22 protein-coding genes are annotated in these 23,748 nt (G+C 66.1%); 17 read left to right on the top strand and 5 right to left on the bottom strand.

Annotation, left to right across the window (positions count from 1 at the left end):
• The first annotated feature begins 17 nt into the window (after positions 1-17).
• The 11 genes from WDZ97_RS00640 to WDZ97_RS00690 all read left to right on the top strand — a co-directional run bounded on the left by WDZ97_RS00640 (position 18) and on the right by WDZ97_RS00690 (position 13,018).
• On the top strand, positions 18-2,039 hold the full coding sequence (locus WDZ97_RS00640) for a methyl-accepting chemotaxis protein (RefSeq protein WP_425761483.1): 2,022 nt from the start codon (positions 18-20) through the stop codon (positions 2,037-2,039).
• Between the two features lie 238 nt (positions 2,040-2,277).
• Positions 2,278-3,603: a methyl-accepting chemotaxis protein gene (locus WDZ97_RS00645; protein ID WP_425761484.1), complete on the top strand. Its 1,326-nt coding sequence runs from the start codon at positions 2,278-2,280 to the stop codon at positions 3,601-3,603.
• Between the two features lie 145 nt (positions 3,604-3,748).
• Positions 3,749-4,720 carry a chemotaxis protein gene (locus tag WDZ97_RS00650; RefSeq protein WP_019917279.1) on the top strand — a complete coding sequence of 324 codons (972 nt, stop codon included), beginning with the start codon at positions 3,749-3,751 and terminating at the stop codon, positions 4,718-4,720.
• A 19-nt stretch (positions 4,721-4,739) separates the two neighbouring features.
• Positions 4,740-5,684 (top strand): chemotaxis protein, encoded by a 945-nt coding sequence (locus WDZ97_RS00655; protein WP_020165469.1) that lies wholly within the window; start codon positions 4,740-4,742, stop codon positions 5,682-5,684.
• A gap of 14 nt (positions 5,685-5,698) precedes the next feature.
• Positions 5,699-6,097, top strand: a complete 399-nt coding sequence (gene cheY, locus WDZ97_RS00660; protein WP_024300868.1) for a chemotaxis response regulator CheY — start codon at positions 5,699-5,701, stop codon at positions 6,095-6,097.
• 22 nt (positions 6,098-6,119) lie between these two features.
• The gene (gene cheZ, locus WDZ97_RS00665; protein ID WP_020165468.1) at positions 6,120-6,947 is read left to right on the top strand and encodes a protein phosphatase CheZ; all 828 of its coding nucleotides are present in this window, start codon (positions 6,120-6,122) and stop codon (positions 6,945-6,947) included.
• 138 nt (positions 6,948-7,085) lie between these two features.
• Positions 7,086-8,966, top strand: a complete 1,881-nt coding sequence (locus tag WDZ97_RS00670) for a chemotaxis protein CheA (protein ID WP_020165467.1) — start codon at positions 7,086-7,088, stop codon at positions 8,964-8,966.
• A gap of 187 nt (positions 8,967-9,153) precedes the next feature.
• Positions 9,154-9,504 carry a hypothetical protein gene (locus WDZ97_RS00675; RefSeq protein WP_020165466.1) on the top strand — a complete coding sequence of 117 codons (351 nt, stop codon included), beginning with the start codon at positions 9,154-9,156 and terminating at the stop codon, positions 9,502-9,504.
• Between the two features lie 58 nt (positions 9,505-9,562).
• On the top strand, positions 9,563-9,892 hold the full coding sequence (locus tag WDZ97_RS00680) for a DUF3135 domain-containing protein (RefSeq protein ID WP_425761485.1): 330 nt from the start codon (positions 9,563-9,565) through the stop codon (positions 9,890-9,892).
• A gap of 226 nt (positions 9,893-10,118) precedes the next feature.
• Complete coding sequence (gene flhB / locus WDZ97_RS00685) at positions 10,119-11,255, top strand: flagellar biosynthesis protein FlhB (protein ID WP_425761486.1); 1,137 nt, start codon at positions 10,119-10,121, stop codon at positions 11,253-11,255.
• Positions 11,256-11,380: 125 nt separating this feature from the next.
• Complete coding sequence (locus WDZ97_RS00690) at positions 11,381-13,018, top strand: methyl-accepting chemotaxis protein (protein ID WP_425761487.1); 1,638 nt, start codon at positions 11,381-11,383, stop codon at positions 13,016-13,018.
• A 92-nt stretch (positions 13,019-13,110) separates the two neighbouring features.
• Here the strand turns inward: WDZ97_RS00690 and WDZ97_RS00695 are convergent, their stop codons facing one another.
• Positions 13,111-13,896, bottom strand: coding sequence for a glycine zipper 2TM domain-containing protein (locus tag WDZ97_RS00695; protein WP_425761488.1), 786 nt, complete (start codon positions 13,894-13,896; stop codon positions 13,111-13,113).
• 178 nt (positions 13,897-14,074) lie between these two features.
• On the opposite strand from WDZ97_RS00695, the gene flhA reads away from it, so the two are divergent.
• The 6 genes from flhA to WDZ97_RS00725 are packed head-to-tail and all read left to right on the top strand — an operon-like array spanning position 14,075 to position 20,941.
• The gene (flhA, locus tag WDZ97_RS00700; RefSeq protein WP_425761489.1) at positions 14,075-16,183 is read left to right on the top strand and encodes a flagellar biosynthesis protein FlhA; all 2,109 of its coding nucleotides are present in this window, start codon (positions 14,075-14,077) and stop codon (positions 16,181-16,183) included.
• Complete coding sequence (flhF, locus tag WDZ97_RS00705) at positions 16,180-17,709, top strand: flagellar biosynthesis protein FlhF (RefSeq protein ID WP_425761490.1); 1,530 nt, start codon at positions 16,180-16,182, stop codon at positions 17,707-17,709. Before flhA ends, flhF begins: the two co-directional genes overlap by 4 nt.
• Positions 17,702-18,589, top strand: coding sequence for a MinD/ParA family ATP-binding protein (locus tag WDZ97_RS00710; RefSeq protein ID WP_425761491.1), 888 nt, complete (start codon positions 17,702-17,704; stop codon positions 18,587-18,589). Before flhF ends, WDZ97_RS00710 begins: the two co-directional genes overlap by 8 nt.
• Positions 18,590-18,621: 32 nt before the next feature.
• Positions 18,622-19,338, top strand: coding sequence for an RNA polymerase sigma factor FliA (locus tag WDZ97_RS00715; protein WP_019917293.1), 717 nt, complete (start codon positions 18,622-18,624; stop codon positions 19,336-19,338).
• Positions 19,339-19,349: 11 nt separating this feature from the next.
• A complete protein-coding gene (locus WDZ97_RS00720) occupies positions 19,350-20,108 on the top strand; it encodes a flagellar motor protein (protein WP_304002133.1) in 759 nt (252 codons plus the stop codon).
• Complete coding sequence (locus WDZ97_RS00725; protein ID WP_304002135.1) at positions 20,105-20,941, top strand: flagellar motor protein MotB; 837 nt, start codon at positions 20,105-20,107, stop codon at positions 20,939-20,941. The genes WDZ97_RS00720 and WDZ97_RS00725 overlap by 4 nt, the downstream gene beginning before the upstream one ends.
• Here WDZ97_RS00725 and WDZ97_RS00730 read toward each other — a convergent pair whose 3' ends face one another.
• From WDZ97_RS00730 to flgA, 4 genes are all read right to left on the bottom strand, one after another.
• Entirely contained in the window at positions 20,942-21,493 is a 552-nt protein-coding gene (locus tag WDZ97_RS00730) for a Spy/CpxP family protein refolding chaperone (RefSeq protein WP_425761492.1), read from the bottom strand.
• 117 nt (positions 21,494-21,610) lie between these two features.
• The gene (locus WDZ97_RS00735; protein ID WP_425761493.1) at positions 21,611-22,105 is read right to left on the bottom strand and encodes a flagella synthesis protein FlgN; all 495 of its coding nucleotides are present in this window, start codon (positions 22,103-22,105) and stop codon (positions 21,611-21,613) included.
• The gene (gene flgM, locus WDZ97_RS00740) at positions 22,105-22,419 is read right to left on the bottom strand and encodes a flagellar biosynthesis anti-sigma factor FlgM (RefSeq protein ID WP_019917298.1); all 315 of its coding nucleotides are present in this window, start codon (positions 22,417-22,419) and stop codon (positions 22,105-22,107) included. The genes WDZ97_RS00735 and flgM overlap by 1 nt, the downstream gene beginning before the upstream one ends.
• Positions 22,420-22,830: 411 nt before the next feature.
• Complete coding sequence (flgA, locus tag WDZ97_RS00745) at positions 22,831-23,511, bottom strand: flagellar basal body P-ring formation chaperone FlgA (RefSeq protein ID WP_425761494.1); 681 nt, start codon at positions 23,509-23,511, stop codon at positions 22,831-22,833.
• Positions 23,512-23,748: the final 237 nt, after the last annotated feature.

Consider the following 23,748-nt stretch of genomic DNA (forward strand, 5'->3'; position numbering starts at 1 on the left):
CCGACCGAGGAGAAACCATGAACGCCCTGCTTTTCCCCGCCCGCGCCCTGATGTCGCGCCTGCGGTTCGCTCCGAAGATGATGCTCGTGATGGGCATCCTGCTGGCCATGCTGGCGGCACTTGCCACCACTGTCGCCATGTCCCGTCTGGACAGTCTGCGCATGATGGAACGCGAGCACATCGGCGCCGAGTATCTGCGTGCGTTGCTGGTCACGATGACCGCCGTGCAGCAGCACCGCGGACTGTCGTCGGCAATGCTCAATGGCGACGCCTCGCAGGCACCCAAGGTTGACGCCAAGGCGGCCGAGGTCGCACGCGGCCTCGACACGCTGAAGGCGCTGAATGCCGCCCATCCGGAACTGCTCGTGCAGCAGGCGCAGATCGAACGCCTGTCCGGGGAGTGGACGGCGGTGCGGCAGCAGATGAGCGGCTCGACCGGCGCGGCCAACTTTGCCCGCCACTCGACGATGATCGACACGCTGCTGAACGACTTCCGCTCGGTGTCCGATCAGTCGGGCATGAGCTTCGATCCCTATCCCGATACCTTCACGCTGGTCGAGGCCGCGGTGAACGTCGCGCCCTTCACCGTCGAGAATCTGGCACGGCTGCGCGGCCGTGCCGCGTCGATCAGTGCGCGCGGCACGGTGACGCCCGACGAGGCGATCGAACTGGGCGCGCTGCTGCAGCTGGCCGCCCGCCGCGTCGCTGCGATGGATCGGGTGAATGAACGCGTACGCAGCTTCGCGCCCGAACACGCACCGCGCGTTGCTGCCGAGATCGACAAGCTGCGTGCCGCCTTTGCTTCGACCGCCGAAATGCTGAATGCGTCGCTGAAGGCGCAGCGCTTCGATCTGCCGCCGGCCGAGGTGTTTGCCCGGGCTTCGGTGCCGGTCGAGGCGTCGGTCGGCACCATGACCGTACTGCTCGACACCGCCGACCTCGGCATCAATGCGCATTCGGAGCGACTGATGGTCGATCTGACGCTGACCTGCGTGCTGCTCGCCGCCGGCCTGCTGCTGTCGGTCTATCTGGCGCTCGGCCTGTACGCGTCGCTGAAGGATGCGATCGGCCACACGATAGACGGTGGCCGTCGTCTGGCCGAAGGCGATCTGACGGCGCGCATCCGGGTCGCCAGCCAGGACGAGTTCGGCGACATCGCCAACAGCTTCAACAGCATGGCCGACAGCCTGTCCGGTCTGATCGCCCGCGTGAAGTCGTCGGCCGGTGAGGTCAGCCAGGTCACGATGGCGCTGGCCAGTGCAACCCAGCAGATCAGCGAGGCCTCGGCCGGCCAGAGCCAGTCGGCGTCCGCCATGGCAGCCACGATCGAGGAACTGTCGGTGTCGATCAACAGCGTGTCCGACAGTGCGGCGGAAATGCGCCGCCACGCCGAATCGAGCCGCGAAGAAGCGGCCCAGGGCCACCATGCGATCGACGCTGTAAGTCATGAACTGGATGCGGTCGGCCACGTGGTGGGCGAGATTTCGCAGGCGGCCGGCGCCTTCATCGAAAGCACCCGTGCCATCGGCGACATGACCCGTCAGGTGAAGGACATCGCCGAACAGACCAATCTGCTGGCGTTGAACGCGGCCATCGAGGCGGCGCGGGCCGGCGAGCAGGGCCGCGGCTTCGCGGTCGTGGCCGACGAGGTGCGCAAGCTGGCCGAGAAGTCGGCGGTGTCGGCACAGCAGATCGAAGAAGTGACGCGCGCGCTCGATGCCCGCGCCGGCGGCGTCGAGAGCGTGGTGCGCCGTGGCGTGCAGGCGATCGACAATTCCCGTAACCAGCTGTCGCAGGTCGTCGGCGCGCTCGGTCGTGCTGCCGATGCAGCGGCCTCGACTTCGCAGGGCATTTCCGGCATCGCCGAATCGGTCAGCGAACAGACCATCGCCAGCCACGACGTGGCGCGCTCGGTCGAGCAGATCGCGCAGATGAGCGAAGAGAACAGCTCGGCCATCACCGCCATGGCCAATGAGGCGCAGCACCTGCGCGCGCTGGCCATGGGGCTCGAAGAGGCGGGCGCACGCTTCCGCGTCTGAGTGCATCGCAACATCGCGAAAAGCCCGTACCGGCATGCCGGTACGGGCTTTTCTGCTTTCCGAGGTGCGTGCCCGGCAGGTACCGTGAGATTTCCTTACTTCGAGCAGGGATATAACTTAAGTCTTACACCCTGAGGGCGTTATTCCCTTGCGATCGCAGCTCTGCGCCGACCGTGTCCGGTGAGCCCGGGCAACTTCATACGTCCAGCATGCTGGAGACGACAGGGGAGAAAAGAACATGTTCCGGAACAAAGGCAGGCAACTTGAAGCGCGTCTCGGTGAATGTGAAATACGGGCGGCTGCGGCGAAAGCACTGATCGATGCCATCGACCGCTCGATGGCCATCATCGAGTTCGAACCGGACGGCAAGGTGATCGGAGCGAACGCCAACTTCGCCCGTGTGATGGGCTATGCAGCGTCCGAGCTTCCGGGCATGCACCACCGGAGCTTCTGTCAGCCCTCATATGCGTCGTCGAAGTCCTATTCCGACATGTGGGCCCGCCTGGCGCGAGGTGATTTCGTGTCCGGCCGCTTTCCGCGGGTCGCCCGCGACGGTCGTGAAATCTGGCTCGAAGCCAGCTACAACCCCGTGCTGGGCGCCGACGGCCGGGTGGTGAAGGTGGTCAAGGTGGCCAGCGACATCACCGACAAGGTGCGGGCCGAGAGCGAAGCCACCGCCTTGCTCAACGCGATCAATCGTTCGATGGCAGTCATTTCCTTCACCCCCGACGGCACCATCCTCGACGCCAATGCCAACTTCCTCAAGACCGTCGGGTACACCAAGGAGGAGATCGTCGGCCGCCACCACCGCATTTTCTGCGCGGTAGAGCTGACGGAATCACCCGAGTACGCGGCCTTCTGGCTGCGTCTGAACGCCGGCGAGTTCGTCGCAGGCGACTTCAGGCGCGTCACGCGTGATGGTTGTGAAGTATGGCTGGAGGCCAGCTACAACCCGGTGTTCGATCCGAACGGCAAGCTTTACAAGGTGGTGAAATTCGCTGCCGACGTTACCGAAAAGAAGGTGCAGCAACTGGCGGAGCAGGAGAGCGCGCGCGTTGCCTGGCGTGTGTCCACCGAAACCGATGCCATCGCGACCGAGGGCGCGGCCATCATCGAGCGGGCATCCTCGGAAATGCAGGCCATTGCGGAAACTGTGCAGCTCACTTCAGAGCGGGTGGGGGAACTGGGCAAGCAATCGGACCAGATCACCAGCATCGTCAAGACCATCCGCGAGATCGCCGACCAGACCAATCTGCTAGCGCTCAACGCCGCCATCGAGGCCGCCCGTGCCGGCGAGCAGGGCCGCGGCTTCGCCGTGGTGGCTGACGAGGTGCGCAAGCTGGCCGAGCGGACCAGCCTGTCCACGGCCGAAATTGGCGGCATGGTGCAGCGCATACAGGATGGCACGCGCAGCGCCATCGTGAGCATGGAATCCAGCCTGGTGAAAGCCGGCAGCGGCGTCGAACTGGCCGGTAGCGCCGGACAGGCGATCAAACGCATCAGCAACGGTGCGCGTGAGGTCGTACAGGCGGTCAGCAAGTTCTCGTCGGTCGTCGATGGGTGAGGCAGGGCTGCGCGCCGACTGGGATTGACCGTCGGCGTGCCCGTCACCGCATCGTCACCTTGCGTTCAAGACTTTCCGACCCCTGCCGTAAACCCAGCATCACCCCCGCTTTTTTCGTGCCACTGACCAGACAGACGAGGCCGACATGTCAGAGTTGCTCAAGAATATCGATGCCCGCACCAAGCTCGCGGGTACCAACAAGCTCGAAATCCTGATGTTCTCGCTCGGCGTCGATACGCGAACGGGCAAGCGCGAAACCTTCGGCATCAATGTGTTCAAGGTGCGCGAGGTCATGCGTACGCCGGGGGTGACCGCGGCGCCTGAAATGCCGCCGGCCGTCGAAGGCATGGTGAGCCTGCGTGGCGCGCTGGTGCCGGTGGTCGATCTGGCCAAGTTCGCCCAGTTCCCCAGCGAAACGCCGCGCGACGTGATGATCGTGACCGAATACAACGGTCACACCCAGGGCTTCCTGGTCGAATCGGTCGATACCATCCTGCGCCTGGACTGGTCGCAGATGCGCGTGCCGCCGGCCATGCTGACCGCCAATCTCGGTGGCCTGGTGACCGCCGTCACCGAACTGGCCGACGGCCGTCTGGTGATGATGCTGGACGTCGAGAAGATCCTGTCGGAAACCGCGGACATCGACAACGACCTGGCGTTCAAGGACATCGAGCCGCTGGGTATCGAAGGCGCCACCGTTTTCTTCTGCGACGATTCGCCGGTCGCCCGCAACCAGATCACGCGCACGCTGGACCTGATGGGCGTGCGCTACGTCAGCGCGATCAACGGCGCGCAGATGTGGACCGAACTGAAGAAGATCGCCTCCTACGCCGATGCCAGCGGCCGCAAGGTCGGCGATCTGGTGAGCATGATCCTGACCGACGTCGAAATGCCGGAAATGGACGGCTACATCCTGACCAAGCACATCAAGGCCGATCCGCGCTTCGCCGGCATCCCGGTGGTGATGCATTCCTCGCTGTCCTCCGGTTCCAACCAGCAGCTGGGCCGCTCGGTCGGCGTCGATGAATACGTTTCGAAGTTCGAGGCGCAGCGCCTGGCGGAAACGATCAGCCGCCTGATCCGCCGCGGCAACGGTGGCGACCGTGCCGCCGCCTGAACGAGACTGGAGACAGACGATGGACAGAACCGATCAGAACCTGCTCGAACAAGTCGATGCCCGCACCAAGCTGGCAGGTTCGAACAAGATGGAAATCCTGCTGTTCTCGCTCGGCACGCACGAGCTGTTCGGCATCAATGTGTTCAAGGTACGTGAAGTCAGCCGCACCCCGACCGTAACGCCGACCCCCAATATGCCGGGCGGCGTCGAAGGCCTCATTTCGCTGCGTGGCAACGTGATTCCGGTGCTGTCGCTGGCGCGCATCATGAATCTGGACGGTGCGCCCGAAGGCATGGGCGGCGCCATGATGGTGACCGAGTACAGCAAGCGCACGCTGGGCTTCCTGGTGCACGAGGTCGATCGCATCATCCGCGTCGACTGGGACCGCGTACGTGCGCCTGAGTCCGTGGTGACCAGCGAACAGCTCTACATCACCGCCATCACCGAACTGGACGACGGCCGCCTGGTGTCCATCCTGGACGTCGAAAGCATCATGGCCGGCACCTTCGGAGAGGCCGCCATCACCGACATACCGCCGCTGGGCGGCAACTACGAGCCGAACGTGTTCTTCGTCGATGACTCGGCGGTTGCCCGCAAGAAGATCGCCGAAGTGCTGGACCGGCTGAGCATCAAACACAAGCACGCCACCAACGGCGCCGAGGCCTGGTCCCGGCTGCAGGGCATGGCGGCGCATTCGTCGGCCACCGGCGCTCCGCTGACCGACGAGATCGACCTCATCCTGGTCGACGCCGAAATGCCTGAGATGGACGGCTATGTGCTGACCCGCAATATCAAGAATGACCCTCGTTTTGCCGACATACCGGTAGTCATGCACTCGTCGCTGTCGTCGGAAGCCAACCGTGCGATGGGCAAGAGCGTCGGGGTGGACGCATACGTGGCGAAGTTCGATGCCGAAGTACTGGCCGACACGCTGCGTCCGCTGCTGGCAACACATAAAGCCTGAGAGAGGTAGGCCCCATGTCTGATCCCAAGATGAAATTTCTCGTTGTCGATGACTTCTCGACCATGCGCCGCATCGTGCGCAACCTGCTGAAGGAACTCGGGTTCACGAATGTCGACGAGGCCGAGGACGGCGTGATTGCGCTGCAGAAACTCAAGGCCAGCGAATTCGACTTCGTGGTGACCGACTGGAACATGCCGAACATGACCGGCATCGAGCTGCTGCGCGCCATCCGTGCCGATGCCGCGCTGAAAGCCCTGCCGGTGCTGATGATCACGGCCGAGGCGAAGAAGGAAAACATCATCGAGGCTGCCCAGGCCGGTGCGTCGGGCTACATCGTGAAGCCCTTCACCGCCGGCACGCTGAGCGAAAAGCTGAACAAGATTTTCGAGAAGATGAACCAGAAGGCCGCTTGAGCCTGCATCGGGAGAGGAAACCGTGAAGAAGCTGAAGCTTGACGAAACTGGCGATTCCGACGATCTGCAGGCCCTGTTCGACAGCATTGCCAGCGAGACGCCGCAGAAGGTGCGTCTCGAAGTTGTACCCGAGGCGGTAAACAGCGTCGGCGGCGATTCCGCCGACCTGGAGGCGCTGTTCGACACCGTAGCGACCGAATACACCACGTCGCACGCCGTCGACGAGTCGCATGAACTCGAACACAGCTGCGAAAACGTGTTCAACAAGGTCGGACATCTCGCCCGCCAGCTGCACGACACGCTGCGCCAGCTCGGCTACGACCATGCGCTGGAGGATGTGGCGCAGCAGATGCCGGATGCCCGCAGCCGCCTGAACTACGTCGCCCAGATGACCGAGAACGCGGCGAGTCGCGTGCTCAACGCGACCGACGTGGCGATCCCGCTGCAGGACGACGTCGAGAAGCGCTCCAGTGCGCTGCACGACCGCTGGGAAAAGCTCTACCGCAACGAACTGTCGGTCGATGAGTTCAAGGCGCTGGCGACCGAAACGCGAGGCTTCCTCGGCGACGTGCCGGGCTTCGCCCGCGACACGCGTGCGCAGTTGAACGAAATCATGATGGCGCAGGATTTTCAGGATCTGACCGGTCAGGTCATCAAGAAAATCGTAGAAATGTCGCAACAGCTGGAGAGCGGCCTGCTGCAGGTGCTGATCGAAGCCATGCCGGCGGAGAAGCGCGCCGCAGCGCCGGAAGGGTTGCTCAACGGACCGGTCATCAATTCGGAAGGCCGCAGCGACGTGGTGACCAGCCAGGAACAGGTCGACGACCTGCTCGAAAGCCTCGGCTTCTGAGACTGGCGAAGGATGGACGCACAACAAGGTCGGTGAGGCAGAACGCAGTTTCTGCCGGACCGTGACAACAGGTGCAGTTGGGCGGACGGATCGATGATCCGGTCGCCACAGGAGCGAAAGATGAGTGACTTTCAGGGAATGGAAGATCTGCTGCAGGACTTTCTGGTCGAGGCAACCGACCTGCTGTCCGGCGTGGACAACAAGCTGGTCGATCTCGAAAAGACCCCGGGCGACCGCGGCCTGCTGAACGAGATCTTCCGCGGTTTCCACACCATCAAGGGCGGTGCCGGCTTCCTGAACGCCGCCGAACTGGTCGCCCTCTGTCACCTGACCGAGAATCTTTTCGACAAGCTGCGCAACGGCGAAATGAACGTGACGCCGGTGCTGATGGACGTCATTCTCGACGCCACCGGCATCGTGCGCGACATGTTCGGCGCGCTGGAGCGCGGCATGCAGCCCACCGCTGCCGATCCCGACCTGATGGCCCGCCTGCGCGCCGCGCTGGCCGGCGAACTGACTGCCGAGCCTGCCAAGGCTGCCGCACCGGCTGCCCCGGTGGCGAAGCCGGTCGCGACTGCCGCGCCGGCCCCGGTGGGCGCCGAACCCGACTGGGTGGCGCTGCATCAGGCCGTGACCGGCGTCGTGCCGTCTGCCCCGCAGGCGGTGCCCGAGCCGGCTGCAGCCCGTTCTGCCAACGACGGTGAAGTGGCCGCCGTGGTCAACGCCGCTTTCGGTCGCCGCGCTGGCGACCGTCCGGGCGCACCCGCCCCGAGCGGCCGTCGCGACGCCGAGAAGGGGCGCGACAATTCGATCCGCGTCGATACCTCGCGTCTGGACCAGGTGCTGAACCTGTCGGGCGAGATCGGCCTGACCAAGAACCGCCTGACCTCGCTGCGCGCGGACATCCTTGCCGGCAAGAGCGACAGCGACACGCTGCACGCACTCGACGCGGCGGTGAGCCAGCTCGACCTGCTGGTGTCGGACCTGCAGAACGCGGTGATGAAGACCCGCATGCAGCCGATCGGTCGCCTGTTCCAGAAGTACCCGCGTATCGCCCGCGACCTCGCCCGCAACCTGGGCAAGGACGTCGAGCTGGCGCTGGTCGGCGAAGAGACCGAAATCGACAAGACGATGATCGAGGATCTGTCCGATCCCATCATCCACCTGATCCGCAACGCGGTCGATCACGGCGTCGAGACGCCGGACGAGCGCATGGCCCAAGGCAAGCCGGGCAAGTCGGTCGTACGCCTCGAAGCGCGCCAGGAAGGCGACCACATCGTCATCATGGTGGCCGACGACGGCCGCGGCATGAATGCCGAGCGTCTGCGTGCCAAGGCGCTGGAGAAGGGGCTCATCACCGACGAGGAAGCGAACACGCTGGACGAGCGTTCCAGCCTGAATCTGGTGTTCCTGCCCGGCTTCTCGACCGCGGCCACCGTGTCCGACGTGTCCGGCCGCGGTGTCGGCATGGACGTGGTGAAGACCAACATCCAGAAGCTGAATGGTTCGATCGAAATCCGCTCGGTGCAGGGCAAGGGCACGACCTTCGTCATCTCGCTGCCGCTGACGCTGGCCATCCTGCCGGTGCTGCTGGTGCGTCTGGCCGAACAGCACTTCGCGGTGCCGCTGTCGATGGTGCGCGAAATCCTGCCGATCCAGCACGAAGACATCCAGGAAGTTGGCGGTCGCGCCACCATGGTGGTGCGTGGCGAAGTGATGCCGGTGCTGCCGCTGGCCCGCCTGCTCGGCTGGCCGCAGAAAAATCATCCGCAGTACGGCGTGCTGATGCAGTCTGCCGAGTCGTCCTTCATCCTGGCGATCGACAATTTCGCAGGCCGCGAGGACGCGGTGATCAAGAGCCTGGACGACTTCCGTCCGAAGGGCGTGGCCGGTGTGACCACGCTGTCGAACGGCCAGATCGTGCTGATCCTCGACATGAAGGAGCTGCTGGGCTCGATGGGCGACACGCGCGGTGTATCGCGTTCCAGCCTGATCGGTCACGTCGCCCGCGCCGCCTGACGCCCTCTGTTTCAACGCTGTTTCAAGGAGCCCGCCCGGGCCTGGTCCGGGCGGGCTCTTTTCCTTTTCCAGCCTGGGTTTCAGGGCTGTCTGCCTCGCAATCTCTCTGCCCCTAAAGACTTCAGTTCGAGGGTCGATAAGAAAGCATACCCGGCACTTCGCCGATCGCTACAGAGGGAGTCAAACCATGGCCGAAGCTACCCTGATCCAGCCGATTTCGTCCCCGTTCCCCGCCGCCGCGATGCTGCCTGCGGCCAGCATCCAGGCCCATCACGCCGAAATCATGCGTTTGATGGATGCGATCGAAACGCTCGGCAACGAGGCGATGGTGACGGCGATGAATCTCGCCGGCGAGGCCGCGGAAGCCGACGCGCGAGGCCTCTTCATGCGCGCGCAGGAAGTGCGCGCCTGGGTGCAGACCACGCTCGACATGGTCAATACCGACGCGCTGTGCCCGGATCTGTCGGGTCAGCTCGCCTATCAGGGCGTCGAGCAGGCGGCTCGCCTGGTTGCGGCGCGTGAAACGCTGCCGCGCTGAGATCGATCACTGTCTGTTCCAATCGCCGAAGCACGATTGATGCAGGCGAGGGTACCGAGTGTCGAAAAATCCTGAGCAGGACTTCGATTTTGACGTCTGGAAGGAACTGGCCCATTCAGATCCCCAGACCTATTTCGCGGAGCGACGGCGCGTGATCGAACAATTCATCAATACCTGCCCGCCGGACAAGCAGGCGGTTCTGCGCGACCTGCAGGTGCGCATCGATGCCAGCCGGGCGATGGCGGGCTCACCCAACCAGTCGGTGCGCGAGCTGTCGCGCATGATGGAGGACTATCTGCTCGCGCTATCCGAGCGCCTGATGGCGCTGCACCGCGAGACGTCGGCGCTGCAGTCCTCGTTGCGTCAGGGATTGCGCGGTTCGACCTGAGTCCGCGGCCGCCGGCAGCCCTCCGTCCGGCGGGCCCGGCGCGCACTGCAGGGCGGGCGGTGCAGAATCCGGGCTGCCATTTCCCGCCGCCCACCTCCCGCACCATTCTCTCCACGGCTGAGCCGGCCGAGGCCGCAGATGGGCTGATCTTCGGCCCTTGTTCCGCAGATTGCCGGCTGTCTCCGCAGCGCATCATCCTGCGCATTGCCGAACCGGGTCTGCGCACGTGGCAGAAGAAAGCGATCTCGAAAAGACAGAACCAGCGTCACAACGGCGTCTGGAAAAGGCGCGCGAAGAAGGGCAGGTGCCCAATTCGCGCGAACTGGCGACCTTTCTCGTCACCATCACCGGTGTCGCCGGCATGTCTGCGCTCGCCGGCTGGATGTGGCCGCGCAGCGCCGATCTGCTGCGCGACGGTCTGACCATAGACCGGCGCGCCATCTTCGATCCGGCGGCGATGTTCGCGCTGCTGATCGAGCGCTCCACGGATGCCCTGCTGATGCTGGCGCCGCTGTTCATCGCGCTGATGCTGGCCGCCTTCGTGTCGCCCTTCCTGATGGCGGGCTGGAACTTCGCGCCGAAGGCGCTCGAACCGAAATTCTCGAAGCTGAATCCGGCTGCCGGTCTGAAGCGCATGTTCTCGTCCACGGCGGCGGTCGAACTGGGCAAGAGCATCGGCAAGGCGACGCTGGTGGGCAGCGTCGCGGCCTGGGTGGTCATGCGCGACCACGAGAAGCTGTTCGCACTGTTCGGCGCGCCGGTCGACGTCGCGCTCGGCGCCACCGGCGACCTCATCATGACGGCAACCCTGCTGCTGGTCGCCGGCATGGCGCTCATCGTCGCCATCGACGTGCCTTTCCAGCTCTGGCACTACCACTCCGAACTGAAGATGACCAAGGAGGAGGCGCGCCAGGAGTTCAAGGAGCAGGAGGGCGATCCGCACGTCAAGGGGCGCATTCGCCAGCAACAGCGCGAGATGGCGCGCAGCCGGATGATGGCCAACGTGCCGAAGGCCGACGTGGTGGTGACCAACCCGACCCACTACTCGGTTGCGCTGCGCTACGACGCGGCACGCGGCGGTGCGCCGCGCGTGGTCGCCAAGGGGGCGGGCGAGATGGCGCTGCGCATCCGTACCGTCGCCAGCGAGCACGGCGTGCCGCTGGTCGAGGCACCGCCGCTGGCGCGCGCGCTGCACAAGCACTGCGAACTGGAGCAGGAGGTGCCGGCGCGACTGTTCCGTGCGGTGGCCGAGGTGCTGGCCTATGTCTACCAGCTCAATGACGCTTTTGCCCAGGGGCGCGACATTCCGAAGATGCCGGGCGACTTGCCGGTGCCGGCGGACATGGACCCGGGCAGTGACTGAGGTGATGTGCAGACCGTCTGCATGACCTTATGTCGGGTGGGTTGATCTATTGTCTCAAGCGGCGTGTGCAGGGGCCGTTAACCCCTTGAGTTATATGCACACAATCAGCCCTTGAGGGACTCTCCATGAAGAACCTGAGAATCTCCACCCGTCTTGCGCTCGGCTTCGGTCTGATCGCACTGATCTTCATTGCGGTGGCCGTTTTCGTCGAAATCCAGTCGGTGCGCATGAGTGCCAGCGCGCACGAAATCCGCGCGCTGACCCAGCCCAAGGTCGATGCGATCGCCGATCTGAACGACGCGGTACAGCGGGTGCGCGTCTATTCGCGCAGCGCCATCATCGAAACCGAGGACGCCGCGATCCAGAAGGTACGCGTCAAGCTGGAGGACTATGTCGGCAAGACCGACGCGGCGGTCAAGCGCCTCGGTGCACTGGTCGCGTTGCCCGGCAGCGAGGAGGCCGAGCGGGCGCTGTTTGCCCAGCTCGAACAGCGCCTGCAGGCCTTCCGCGGCATTTCGCAGGAGGTGCTGGCCCTGGCGCTGGTCAATCGCAATACGGAGGCGAACGAACTGCTGCACTCGACGCACGGCCCGGCGGCAAGTGCATTGAACGAGACGTCAATGGCGCTGCGCGAGCGCGTCCGACTGCGCAACGACCACGCCATCGCAGCGCTCGAAGATTCGGCCGACGCACTGACGCGTGCCGTGCTGATCGCCGGTGCCCTGTTCATTGTGGCGGCGATCATCGTCTCGCTCATCATCACGCGCAGCATTTCCAGCCAGCTCGGCCACACCTTGGCCGCGGTGCGGCGGATCGCCGACGGTGACCTGACCACCGATCTGCGACCGGAGGGCGAAAGCGAGCCTGCGCAGGTATTGCGCGCGGTCCAGTCGATGCAGCAGTCGCTGCGCGGCATGGTGCGCACGATAGGCGACGCCACCGGCAAGCTCGGCGACTCGGCCGCTCATCTGTCGGGCGCCACCCAGCAGGTGCGGCTTGCCTCGGATTCGCAGGCGGAACTGGCGGCTGCAATGGCCGCGTCGCTGGAGGAACTGTCGACCTCGATCACCCACGTCAGCGAGCTGAGCAACGAAGCACGCGACGCCTCGCACGTGGCCGGTGAGCACGCCTCGGACGGTGCCGGCGACATCGGCCGCATGGTGGGGCAGATCCGCGAAGTGACCGAGGGCATCGAGAGCAGCGCCCAGCGTGCGCTCGAACTGGGCAGCGAAGTGGCGCACATCACGCGTATCGTCCATGTGATCCGTGACGTCGCCGATCAGACCAATCTGCTGGCGCTGAATGCGGCGATCGAGGCCGCGCGCGCCGGAGAGATGGGGCGGGGTTTTGCGGTGGTCGCCGACGAAGTGCGCAAACTGGCCGAACAGTCGGCGCGCTCGGCCACCGAGATCACCGACATGGTGACGCGCATCCAGAGCGGCGCGACCGAGGTGTCGAGCACCATGCAGAGCACGGTTCAGCGGGTGCATGCGGGTCTGGCGACGGCCGAACAGGGACGGGCCAAGGTTCTGGACATCGACGCGCACGCACGACAGGTCGCCGGCACGATAGGCGAGGTATCCGGCGGCTTGCAGGAGCAGGCCGTGGCCAGCCAGGATCTGGCGCGGCGCGTCGAGCAGATCGTGCAGGTGGTCGAGGAGAACGCCAGTGCCGCAGCGTCGGTCGCCAGTTCGGCGAGCGAGCTGGCCAGCCTCTCGGAACAGCTGCAGGGCGAGGTCAGCCGCTTCCGCACGGCGGCCTGAGTCGGACAGCACGCGGGCGAGCAGGCAAAAAAACGGGCACCACGCGGGTGCCCGAAAGGGGTCCTCAGAGAGAGGAAGGAGGAAACCTGTGTTCAGTCGGCCATTACGAGCCGGTTGCCCTGCAGCCTGACCTTGTCGCCGGTGCGCCAGACCGGTTCCGCGTCCAGCGTGACCGTGCGGTACTCGCCGTTTTCCATGCGCACACCGACTTCCCAGCGTGAGGACGTGCGCTGCGTCTTTTCGACCTGATGGCCGGCATAGGCGCCGCCGGCAATGCCGATCAGCGTCGCGATCGTGCGCCCGCTGCCCTTGCCGACCTGGTTGCCAAGCAGGCCGCCAACCACGCCGCCGGCGGCGGCACCCAGACCGCTGGGGTCGGCCGGCGCCTTCACCTCGCGTACCGATTCGACCAGACCGCAGTCGGCGCAAACCGGCGCCGGAGCGCGATACTCGGCTTCGCTGCGCGGCAGCGTCTGCTCGTAGGTGGTGCGCGGCTGCGCGGGAATGACATCGATGCCCGAGTCGTAGGTCCGGTCCGCGACCTTGACCGCACCTGCTTCGCCAGCGTCGGCGACATGCACCTTCTTCGCTGCTACGGCCTTGACGACATGCCTCTCGCTGCGCTTCTCGGCAGGTTTGTCGGCGGCGGCGGCGGCCGGGTGAGCCGGTTCGGGGGCGGCAACGAGCGCCTGCGTCGCCGGAGCCGGCGTCGTGCCGGTCTGTGCGGCGGCCGCGATGACCGGTGCCGGCGTGGCCGGCTCGAAGAAGCCGGACATTCTGGCGATGCCGACTGCGCTGAAGGCGGTGACCGAGACAGCGGCCACCCATAGAACGGGGTGAAGCGAGCTGGCTGAAGCGGCACGGGCCGGGGCGTTCATCTGTAGTCTCCTGGGACTGGGGTGCGACAGTGGAAGTAACGCACGCCGACGTGAACAGGAGCGCCCCCTGTTTGTAAGGGCGTTTTGCGCTGCGTAACAATCCAGTCGACCCAATAGCCGGGGAAAACCCCTCTTCTTTCTCCGGTTTGATGGACGTCACCTGCGATGAAATGTCGTCATGGCTACGTCCCTCTCGTTCCGTCAGGTCATCGGTTCCCCGAACATCGCCCAGATGGCCGCGCCGCTGCTCATCGTCCTCATCCTGTCGATGATGGTGCTGCCGCTGCCCACCTTCGTGCTGGACGTGTTTTTCACGTTCAACATCGCGATGTCGGTGATGGTGATGCTGGTGGCGCTCTATACGACAAAGGCGCTCGATTTCTCGGTATTTCCGTCGGTCCTGCTGGTGACCACGCTGCTGCGCCTGTCGCTCAACGTGGCCTCCACCCGGGTCGTTCTGCTCGAAGGCCACACCGGCCCGGATGCGGCCGGCAAGGTGATCGAAGCCTTCGGCCACTTCCTGGTCGGCGGCAACTACGCGGTCGGCATCATCGTTTTCATCATCCTGACCGTCATCAACTTCGTCGTCGTTACAAAAGGCGCTGGCCGGATCGCCGAGGTGGGCGCCCGCTTCACGCTGGACGCGATGCCCGGCAAGCAGATGGCGATCGACGCCGACCTGAACGCCGGCCTGATCGGCGAGGACGAAGCGCGCCGGCGGCGCAAGGAAATCGCCGACGAGGCGGATTTCTACGGTTCGATGGACGGTGCGTCCAAGTTCGTGCGTGGCGACGCGATCGCCGGCATCCTCATTCTGCTCATCAATATGGTGGGCGGCATGCTGATCGGTGTGATGGAGCACGACATGACCGCCGGCGGGGCCGCCAAGGCCTACGTGATGCTCACCATCGGCGACGGCCTGGTCGCGCAGATCCCGGCGCTGGTGATTTCGATCGCCGCCGGTCTGGTGGTGTCGCGCGTCGGCAACGATGGCGATGTGGGCGGCCAGGTGATCGGTCAGCTGTTCGGTGATCCGCGCGTGCTCGGCATTTCCGCCGGCATCATGGGCCTGATGGGCATGATCCCCGGCATGCCCAACTTCGTTTTCCTGCTGATCGCCGCCGGCCTCGGATACCTTGCCTGGCGCGGCATGCAGAAGGCGGCGTCGCCCAAGGTGAAGGAGGCGGCGGAGAAGAAGGCGGCCGAACAGGCGGCGGCGCAGTCGGTCACGCCGCCCGAGCAGCAGGAAGCTGCCTGGACCGACGTCGTGCCGGTCGACACGCTGGGCCTCGAAGTCGGCTACCGCCTCATTCCGCTGGTCGATCGCGGCCAGGACGGCGAGCTGCTCAAGCGCATCCGTGGCCTGCGCAAGAAGTTTGCGGCGGAAATCGGCTTCCTGACTGCGCCGGTGCACATCCGCGACAACCTCGAACTGAAACCCAACGGCTACCGCATCACGCTCAAGGGCGTCGATGTTGGCAGTGGCGAGGCCTATCCGGGCAGCCTGATGGCGATCAACCCGGGCCGCGTGGCGGGTTCGCTGCCGGGCCGCGAAGCACGCGATCCGGCTTTCGGCCTGCCGGCGGTGTGGATCGAACAAGGCCTGCGCGAACAGGCGCACGCGCTGGGCTACACCGTGGTCGATGCGGCCACCGTGATCGCCACCCACCTGAACCATCTCATCCTGACTCACGCCGCCGAACTGTTCGGCCGTCAGGAAGCGCAGGCGCTGCTTGAACACGTCGGCCGCGAACAGCCCAAGCTGGTCGAGGATCTGGTGCCGAAGGCGCTGCCGCTGGCGGTGGTGCAGCGCGTGCTGCAGAGCCTGCTGGAGGAGGGTGTGGCGATCCGCGACATGCGCTCCATCGTCGAGACGCTGGCCGAGTACGCGCCGCGTACGCAGGACCCGCTCGAACTGACCTCACGCGTCCGGGTGGCGCTGGGCCGCGCCATCGTGCAGCAGCTGTTCCCGGGCAATACCGACGTCCAGGTCATGGTGCTCGACCCGGGTCTGGAGCGCCTGATCGGTCAGGCGCTCGGTGGCGGCGGCGACGGTTCGGTGATCGAACCGGGCCTGGCCGACACGCTGATGAATGAAGTGGCGCGCACCGCGCAGAACCAGGAAGAAATGGGTCTGCCTGCCGTGCTGCTGGTGCCGGCGCCGCTGCGCTGGCTGCTGTCGCGCTTCCTGCGCCGGGCGGTGCCCAGCCTGAAAGTGCTCGCCAATTCCGAAGTTCCTGAAACACGCACCATCAAGGTGACCTCTGTCATCGGAGTCAAATCATGACGCCTCGCAAATATCTCGCTGCCTCCGCCCGCGACGCCCTGCGCCGCATCAAGGAAGACCTCGGCCCCGACGCCATCGTGTTGTCGAACCGACCGGTCGAGGGCGGCGTGGAAATACTCGCGCTGCCGGCGAATGCGCTGGAGGCCATGACTGCACCGACGAAGAAGCCGGCCGCTGCGCCGGCACCGGCGCCGGTGGCACCGGTGGCGCGTGCTGCCGCACAACCCGCCGCGCGCGCCGAAGCGCAGTCCGCATTTCAGACCTCGTCCCGGCCCTACGGCGACGAGGATTTCGAGGTGACGCTGTCGAGCAGCCTGGCTGCGCGCAAGGTCGCACCGGCGCCGGCTCCGGCGCAGGAAGTGCGGGCGCCGAAGCCCTGGCAGCCGTACAAGCCGCGTTCGGCGACGCCGAGCGAATTGCGCGATCTGGCACGCAGCCGTCAGCAGGTGCCGGCCAACGAGCACCTCGAAGCGCACGCCGAAGTGCCGCAGCGTCGTGCCGCACCGGCTGTCGAGGCGGCGCCACGCCACGCCGCGCAAGCGTCCGAGCCGGCACCGCAGCTTGACGCCGCACTGCGCGAGGAACTGGGCAGCATCCGTCGCATGCTCGAACAGCAGCTGGCCGGTTTCGCCTGGGGCGAAATGTCGCGCAGCTCGCCGATCAAGACCACGCTGGCTGCCGAAATGCTTGAATCCGGATTCAGCGCGGTAACCACCTACCGGCTGCTCGACCAGCTCAGCAGTTCCGACTCGCTGGCTGCCGCGCGCAATGAACTGCGCACGCTGATCGGCCGCGACCTGATCACGCTGAATTCCGACGCCGACATCATCGACCGCGGCGGCGTCTATGCGCTGGTCGGTCCGACCGGCGTCGGCAAGACCACCACCACCGCCAAGCTCGCGGCGCGCTGCGTCGTTCGTCACGGCGCCGACAAGGTGGCGCTGCTCACCACCGACGGCTACCGGATCGGCGCTCACGAACAGCTGCGCATCTATGGCCGCATCCTCGGCGTGCCGGTGCATGCGGTGCGCGACGCCTCCGACCTGCGCCGCATGCTGGTCGAACTGCGCGACAAGCACATGGTGCTGATCGACACCGTCGGGATGAGCCAGCGCGACCGCGCCGTCGCCGAGCAGATCGCCATGCTGTCGTCGAGCGGCGACGTACGCCGCCTGCTGCTGCTGAACTCGGTCGCCCGCGCCGATGCGCTGGACGACGTGGTGCGCGCCTACTCGTCGCCGAATGGTGGCGCCGATCTGGCTGGCGCCATCATCAGCAAGGTCGACGAATCGGTGACGCTGGGCCCGGTGCTCGATGTGCTGATGCGCCACGAACTGCCGCTGTACTACGTCGCCAACGGCCAGCGCGTGCCGGAAGATCTGCACCTGCCCAACCGCGCCTATCTGATGCACCGCGCGCTGCGTGCCGCCGGCGAGGACTCGTCGCAACACCTCTCACCGCAGGACGCCGGCCTGTTGATGGCTGCCTCGCGTCGCGACATGCGCAGCGAGGTGAGCCGTGGCTGATTTCATGCACGACCAGGCGGCTGGCCTGCGCGCCATGTTCCGCCGTTACCCGACGCAGCGCGTCGCCTTCGCCGGCGCGATGGATGGCGTCGGCAGCACGTCGATCGCGCTGGCGACCGCCATCGAAGCGGCCCGCAGCGGCCTGCGCGTGACGCTGATCGACGAACACCAGGGCGCCGGCTCGGCCACCGCGCGGCTGGGTCTGACCTCGCGCATCGATCTGCTGCAGGCGATCAACCGTGACGTCGCGCTCGCCTCGGTGCGCATCGCCTCGCAACACGGCGTCGCCGTGGTGCCGGCAGCCCGCCTCGCGGCCGCGTCGAAGCAGCTGAACCGCCTGCAGACCGAGGCGCTGGACGAAGCGCTGGTCGAACTGACCCGCGATACCGAACTGCTGGTGATCGACTGCGCGCTCGACGACGGTCAGCTGTCGGCGCTGGCCCGTCGTGCCGACCGGCTGGCGGTGATCACCGCCGCCTCCGGCGTCAGCATCACCGCGGCCTACGCGCTGATCAAGCGTCACCTCGCCGGCAGTGCGCCGGTGACCGGCGGTGCGGCCCGTCCGGTGCATGTCGGCGTCAGCCGCGCGCGCTCGGTGGCCGACGCCCGCCAGGCCTTTGCCAGCCTGAATGGCGTGGTGAGCGAACACCTGGGCAGTGCGCTGCACTGGCTGGGCTGCCTGCCGAGCGGCTACCAGCGCCCGGTTTTCGCCACGGCGGGTGACGATGCCCTCAAGATCGGGCGCGATCTTGCCGAAAAGCTTTTCGTGACCCGCGAGGCGGAGAAAGCCGGTATGTTGTCGGCCCTGGACGACGCGCTCGCGGGTGACCGCAGCGACCGGGGAGGGCGTGCAGACGGATTCCCGGCCCAAGTGGCCTGACTGCACAAGCGACCCGCAGCAGAGGACGAAACATGTACACCGCATCCGGAACACTGGACCGTGACCAGCTTGCCAAGCACTACGCGCCGCTGGTCAAGCGCATTGCCTACCACCTGATGGCCAAGTTGCCGGCCAGCGTGCAGGTCGAGGACATCATCCAGAACGGCATGCTGGGCCTGCTCGACGCGATGAGCCGCTACGAGGAAGGGCTGGGCGCGCAGTTCGAAACCTATGCCGTGCAGCGCATCCGCGGCGCCATGCTCGACGGCCTGCGCGAGAACGACTGGCTGCCGCGCAGCCTGCGCCGCGACATGCGTCGCATCGAAACCGCCATCCACACGCTGGAGCAGCAGAAGGGCCGTCAGCCGACCGAAGGCGAACTGGCCGAATCGCTCGGCATGCCGCTGCCCGAGTACCAGAAGATGCTGCAGGAAGCGCGCGGCTATCAGCTGGTCTATTTCGAGGACTTCACCGATGGCGACGACGATGACTACCTCGACCGCCACAGCGTCGGTACGGAAGATCTCGATCCGCTCGAACGACTGCTCGACAAGAACATGCGCGACGTGCTGGTACGCGCCATCGGCGATCTGCCGGACCGCGAAAAGACGGTGATGGGTCTCTATTACGAAGAAGACCTGAACCTGCGCGAGATCGGGGAAATCCTCGGCGTATCCGAATCGCGCGTCTGCCAGCTGCACAGCCAGGCCATCGCCCGACTGCGCAGCCGCATCGCGGCGCGCGGCTGAGCGGAGTACGCGTGCGCGTCGATCGCATCAGCATCGCCGGCCTGCTGCTCGGTCTGGCTGCCATCATGCTCGGGCAGGTGCTCGAGGGTGGCAGCCTGTCGTCGCTGTTCCAGCCGGCCGCTTTCGTCATCGTGCTCGGTGGCACGCTCGGCGCGACCATGCTGCAGACCCGTTTCCCCATCTTCATGCGCGGCATGCGCATGGGGCGCTGGGCCTTCGTCGCGCCGTCCCAGGTGCCGGACGACATGATCCGCAGACTGGTCGCCTGGGCCCAACTGTCGCGGCGCGAGGGCATCCTGGCGCTGGAAAAGCAGGTGGGCAACGAATCCGATCCGTTCTACCGCAAGGGCGTACAGCTGCTGGTGGATGGCGCCGATGCAACCCGCCTTCGCGAGGTGATGGAAGTCGAGATCACGACGTACGAGAACACCCTGCGTCAGGCGGCCCGTGTCTGGGATTCTGCCGCCGGCTATTCGCCAACCATAGGCATCATGGGCGCGGTGCTGGGCCTGATTCATGTGATGGAAAACCTGGCTGACCCGACCCGGCTCGGCGCCGGCATCGCCACCGCCTTCGTCGCCACCATCTACGGCGTTGGTGCGGCCAATCTGGTGTTCCTGCCTATCGGTCGCAAGCTGCAGACCCACGTGTCGCAGCTCATCGCGGTGCGCGAAATCTTTGTCGATGGCCTGGTCGGCATCGCCAACGGCGACAACCCGCGCATCATCGAGGGCCGGCTGCTCGGCTACGTTGCCCAGGTGCCGGAGTGAGCGCGCCACGCAAGCGTCGCTACGTGCCGGAGTCGGACGAGAATCACGACCGCTGGCTGGTTTCCTATGCCGATCTGGTCACCTTGCTGTTCGCCTTCTTCGTCGTCATGTACGCGATTTCCCAAGTCAGCGAGAGCAAGTACCGCGTGCTGAGTGCATCGCTGAACAGCGCGTTTTCGGCCCGAGACGGCGTCCAGCTGATCGAGCTGCCTGCGGTGGCGCCGCCGCGCAGCGCGCTGCAGATCGAGCTCGACCAGGTCCGTCAGGCGCGAGCCGCAGCGAAGGAAAAAGAAAGACGCGAGCGCGCGCAGCGCACGATGACCGAACTGACGCAGGCGCTGTCGGCGCTGACGCAGGACGGCCAGGCCACGGTGACCGACGGTGCGCTCGGCATTACCGTCGATCTCGACGCCACCTTCCTGTTCGGCCGCGGCGACGCGACGCTGGAACCGGCGGCGCGCGACATCATCGCGGCGGTGGCGGGCGTGCTGCTGTACAGCGATTTTCCGCTGGTGATCGAAGGACACACGGACAACGTGCCGGCCACCGGGCGCGGCATGTCGAACTGGTCGCTGTCGGCGCTGCGTGCGGCGGCGGTGACCCAGGTGTTCGAGGAGCAGGGCATCATTCCGGCAAGGCTGACCGCGGCAGGACTTGCCGATCAGCGGCCGATTGCCGGCAACGACAGCGAACAGGGACGGGCGAAGAATCGTCGTGTGTCCATCCGCATCGAAACCTATTCGACCGACCGGGCGGCGCTCAATGGTGCGCCTGCGAACGCACCGGTCGAGGTGCCCGAGGGCAGCCTCGGTTCGAGCTTCCCCAGGCTCTGATCACTGCGCCCGCTCGCGGCGCCCGCCCGGAGGCGGTCCGCCGCGCTCGCCACGGCGGTCGCGCGCCGACCCGTCCTCGGCTCCCCGGCCGGGCAGGCCGGAGTACAGCGCCGGCACCGTGCCCGGCAGCAGCCGGTCGGCGACGCGACGCTGGCTGGGGTCGAGCGTGCCGTACAGCAGTTCCGCCGCCTCGGCGATGTCTTCCATCGCGACCAGCCGGTTGCGGACCACATCGACCTTGCGACCGATCTGCTTCACTGCGTCGACGCGTGTGACTGGGCGCGGGTCGAGCCGCAGCTGGTCTGCCATCAACGCGCCTATCGTCTCGCGGTAACGCTCCCACAGGGGCTGCTGAAGAGGTGTCAGCGCCAAGCTCTGCTCCACCTCGGCCAGTTGCGTCTGCAGATCGTCGACGACACCGGCACTGCCACCGCTGCGCGCCTCGGCCGGAGGCCCGCGTCGTGAGCGGTCGAAGTCGCCGTCCGGTGCGGAGGCGCAGGCGGTCATCAGCAGCACGAGGCTGAGCAGCGGGAGGGTGCGGGAAACGGGCATGGCATGTGGCCGGGGCTGTGGAACAGGCGGCCACGATGACAGCCACCGGCAAACACGCTGTGTCGCCGGGTCAAGCCATGTCGTGCGGGTGTAAGCGGGTGTTGCGCCCCGCAGTGCTCAGGCGCTGCCGAAGGATCGACGGCTGGTGCGTGCCATCGCCTGACCGTCCGGCCCGTAGGTCGACGCCTGCTCGGCGGCCGACATCAGCACCGCAAGCGCCTGCTGGCTGGACTTCATCTGCGCGCGGATCATCAACCCGTTCGCCTGATTCGCGTCATGCGCTTCGCGAGCCAATTCGAGCAGGTCGGCAAAAGGCTTGCGGCAGGCGGTCCATTCCGGTCCGCTGGCGAACAGTGCGTCGATGTCGGCCTTCGCCGGCTTCACGCCGGCACGCGCAAGCAGCGCCGAGCGCGCATCGCCCAACTGCGCGAGGCGGCCGTAGACCTCCGACTTGCGTGCGGCAAGCACGGGCAGGGTATCGACATCACCGGACTCGAGCGCGCGGCGCTCGGCGTCGAGATGGCCGATGGCCGCGCGCAAGGACGCGACCTCCTCGGTCATCAGTACGGACAGTCGCGCGGAAATCTGCGCGGCCAGTTCGTTCTGGGACATCAGGTCGCCGGGCGCGTGTTCAGCATCTGGCGCACGCTTTCGATCAGGCTGTCGGCCACGCGATCGGCGTTGACCTTAAAGCGACCGTCGGCAATGGCCTGCTTGATTTCATCGACGCGAGCGCTGTCGACCACCGGCACGTTGGCAATGGTCGATTCGAGCTCGCGCAGACGCGAGGACGTGCTCGAAACATCGACCTGGGCGCCCGCGGAAGGCGTGGCCGAAGTCGAATTGGTCGGGGTGTTGCCCGACGAGTTGCGCGTGGTCGAAGTTGAAGTCGGACCAAGCGGCTTTCCAGTTCCGTCGATTTTCACGATGAACCCTTTCAGAAGACGTTCGATCGGTATTACGACGACGACACGACAAAACTTTAGAACTTTTTGTAGGGAGCCGTCTTACACCGATGCCTGATGCGCACTATATCAAGCACCGACGCGGCTGGCCGTCGAACAGTTCCCATTGGGTCTGTTGCCATTGAATCGCGAACCGCGTTTGCAGCGCGCGAGGCACGGGCAAGGCGTACGACGAAGTCGAGACTGGCTGTCTCGACAAGGAGCGCAACGCGGTCCGTGCCTCGCGCGCTGCAAACCCGGAGGGCGCGAGTCCCGATGCGCCCAGCTCCGCGTTGGGCCTCCTGGCCTGACGGCCAGTCAGCCGGCGTCGGCCCGCCTTGATCCGGACGCATCGGGATTCGCGCGCGGCCCGCGATTCAATGGCAACAGACCCTAATAGATCACTTCGACAAGACCGCCCGGACGTGCTACGCCACTCACCACCTGGCCGCTGCCGGTGCGTATCTGCACCGTCTGGCCCGACTGCGCGGTGGCCAGCGCGCGGCCATCGTGACTGACCGAGAAGCCGTTGCCGCGTGCGAACAGCTTTACGATCTGGCCCTGCTGCACGGCGACCGGTGCGCGCAGCCAGTCGGCGCGCAGCGGCTGACCGGCACCGAGGGCGACGTTCACCGACTGCCCGATGGCCTGTTGCGGATCGGTGATCATGTTCGGCGGCAGTTCGGTCAGGTCGCCACGCATGAAGGCGTAATCGCCGTCGGCCACCACCTGGCCACGGCCCAGTGCGCGCGCCGCGACCAGATAGTCACCCTCGATGCGCACGCGCGACGGGATGTAGATGGTCCAGCTGGCGCCGGCGACACAGCGTATGCCGACGCTGACGCGGCCCCAGGGGCGGGCGCCCGGCGGCAGGAAGGGCTCGTGTGCCGTGCAGGCTGCCAGCGCGATCCGCGCGTCCGGCTGACCGACTTCGACCACAGCCTTGCCCGGCATGCTTGCTGCCTGCGCCGTCAGGAACTGGCTCACGGCGGCGCGCAGCGCCTCCGGTGAGGTCTGTGCCTGCGCGCTGGAGCACAGGGCAAGCAGCAGCATGAGAAGAGGACGACGGAACATGGGCGGATCTCCTGGCGATGGACGCATTCGATCACGCTGCTCGCAAGGTCAATGCCGGAAATAGCGGGTAAAGCATGGTTCTGTTCCGCTGCGCCGTGCCCGGCGCGAGCGGTGCGCCCGCTGCCGCAGCGAAAATCCTTTTCCGGCAAGGGCTTGAAGGCGGGTTGCGCGGGTTGGCGCGGCAAACCTTGCCGCTCGGGGGCGGCAGAAGACGAGGAAAGGCGGGGTGCGAACAGT

The sequence above is a fragment of the Methyloversatilis sp. MC4-4 genome, from assembly GCF_049843555.1.
Taxonomy (GTDB): Bacteria; Pseudomonadota; Gammaproteobacteria; order Burkholderiales; family Rhodocyclaceae; genus Methyloversatilis; species Methyloversatilis discipulorum_B.

Coding starts and splice junctions, on each gene's coding strand:
- WDZ97_RS00640 (WP_425761483.1), top strand. CDS start 18: ATGAACGCCCTGCTTTTCCCCGCCCGCGCCCTGATGTCGCGCCTGCGG.
- WDZ97_RS00645 (WP_425761484.1), top strand. CDS start 2,278: ATGTTCCGGAACAAAGGCAGGCAACTTGAAGCGCGTCTCGGTGAATGT.
- WDZ97_RS00650 (WP_019917279.1), top strand. CDS start 3,749: ATGTCAGAGTTGCTCAAGAATATCGATGCCCGCACCAAGCTCGCGGGT.
- WDZ97_RS00655 (WP_020165469.1), top strand. CDS start 4,740: ATGGACAGAACCGATCAGAACCTGCTCGAACAAGTCGATGCCCGCACC.
- cheY (WP_024300868.1), top strand. CDS start 5,699: ATGTCTGATCCCAAGATGAAATTTCTCGTTGTCGATGACTTCTCGACC.
- WDZ97_RS00670 (WP_020165467.1), top strand. CDS start 7,086: ATGGAAGATCTGCTGCAGGACTTTCTGGTCGAGGCAACCGACCTGCTG.
- WDZ97_RS00675 (WP_020165466.1), top strand. CDS start 9,154: ATGGCCGAAGCTACCCTGATCCAGCCGATTTCGTCCCCGTTCCCCGCC.
- WDZ97_RS00690 (WP_425761487.1), top strand. CDS start 11,381: ATGAAGAACCTGAGAATCTCCACCCGTCTTGCGCTCGGCTTCGGTCTG.
- WDZ97_RS00695 (WP_425761488.1), bottom strand. CDS start 13,896: ATGAACGCCCCGGCCCGTGCCGCTTCAGCCAGCTCGCTTCACCCCGTT.
- flhA (WP_425761489.1), top strand. CDS start 14,075: ATGGCTACGTCCCTCTCGTTCCGTCAGGTCATCGGTTCCCCGAACATC.
- flhF (WP_425761490.1), top strand. CDS start 16,180: ATGACGCCTCGCAAATATCTCGCTGCCTCCGCCCGCGACGCCCTGCGC.
- WDZ97_RS00715 (WP_019917293.1), top strand. CDS start 18,622: ATGTACACCGCATCCGGAACACTGGACCGTGACCAGCTTGCCAAGCAC.
- WDZ97_RS00730 (WP_425761492.1), bottom strand. CDS start 21,493: ATGCCCGTTTCCCGCACCCTCCCGCTGCTCAGCCTCGTGCTGCTGATG.
- WDZ97_RS00735 (WP_425761493.1), bottom strand. CDS start 22,105: ATGTCCCAGAACGAACTGGCCGCGCAGATTTCCGCGCGACTGTCCGTA.
- flgA (WP_425761494.1), bottom strand. CDS start 23,511: ATGTTCCGTCGTCCTCTTCTCATGCTGCTGCTTGCCCTGTGCTCCAGC.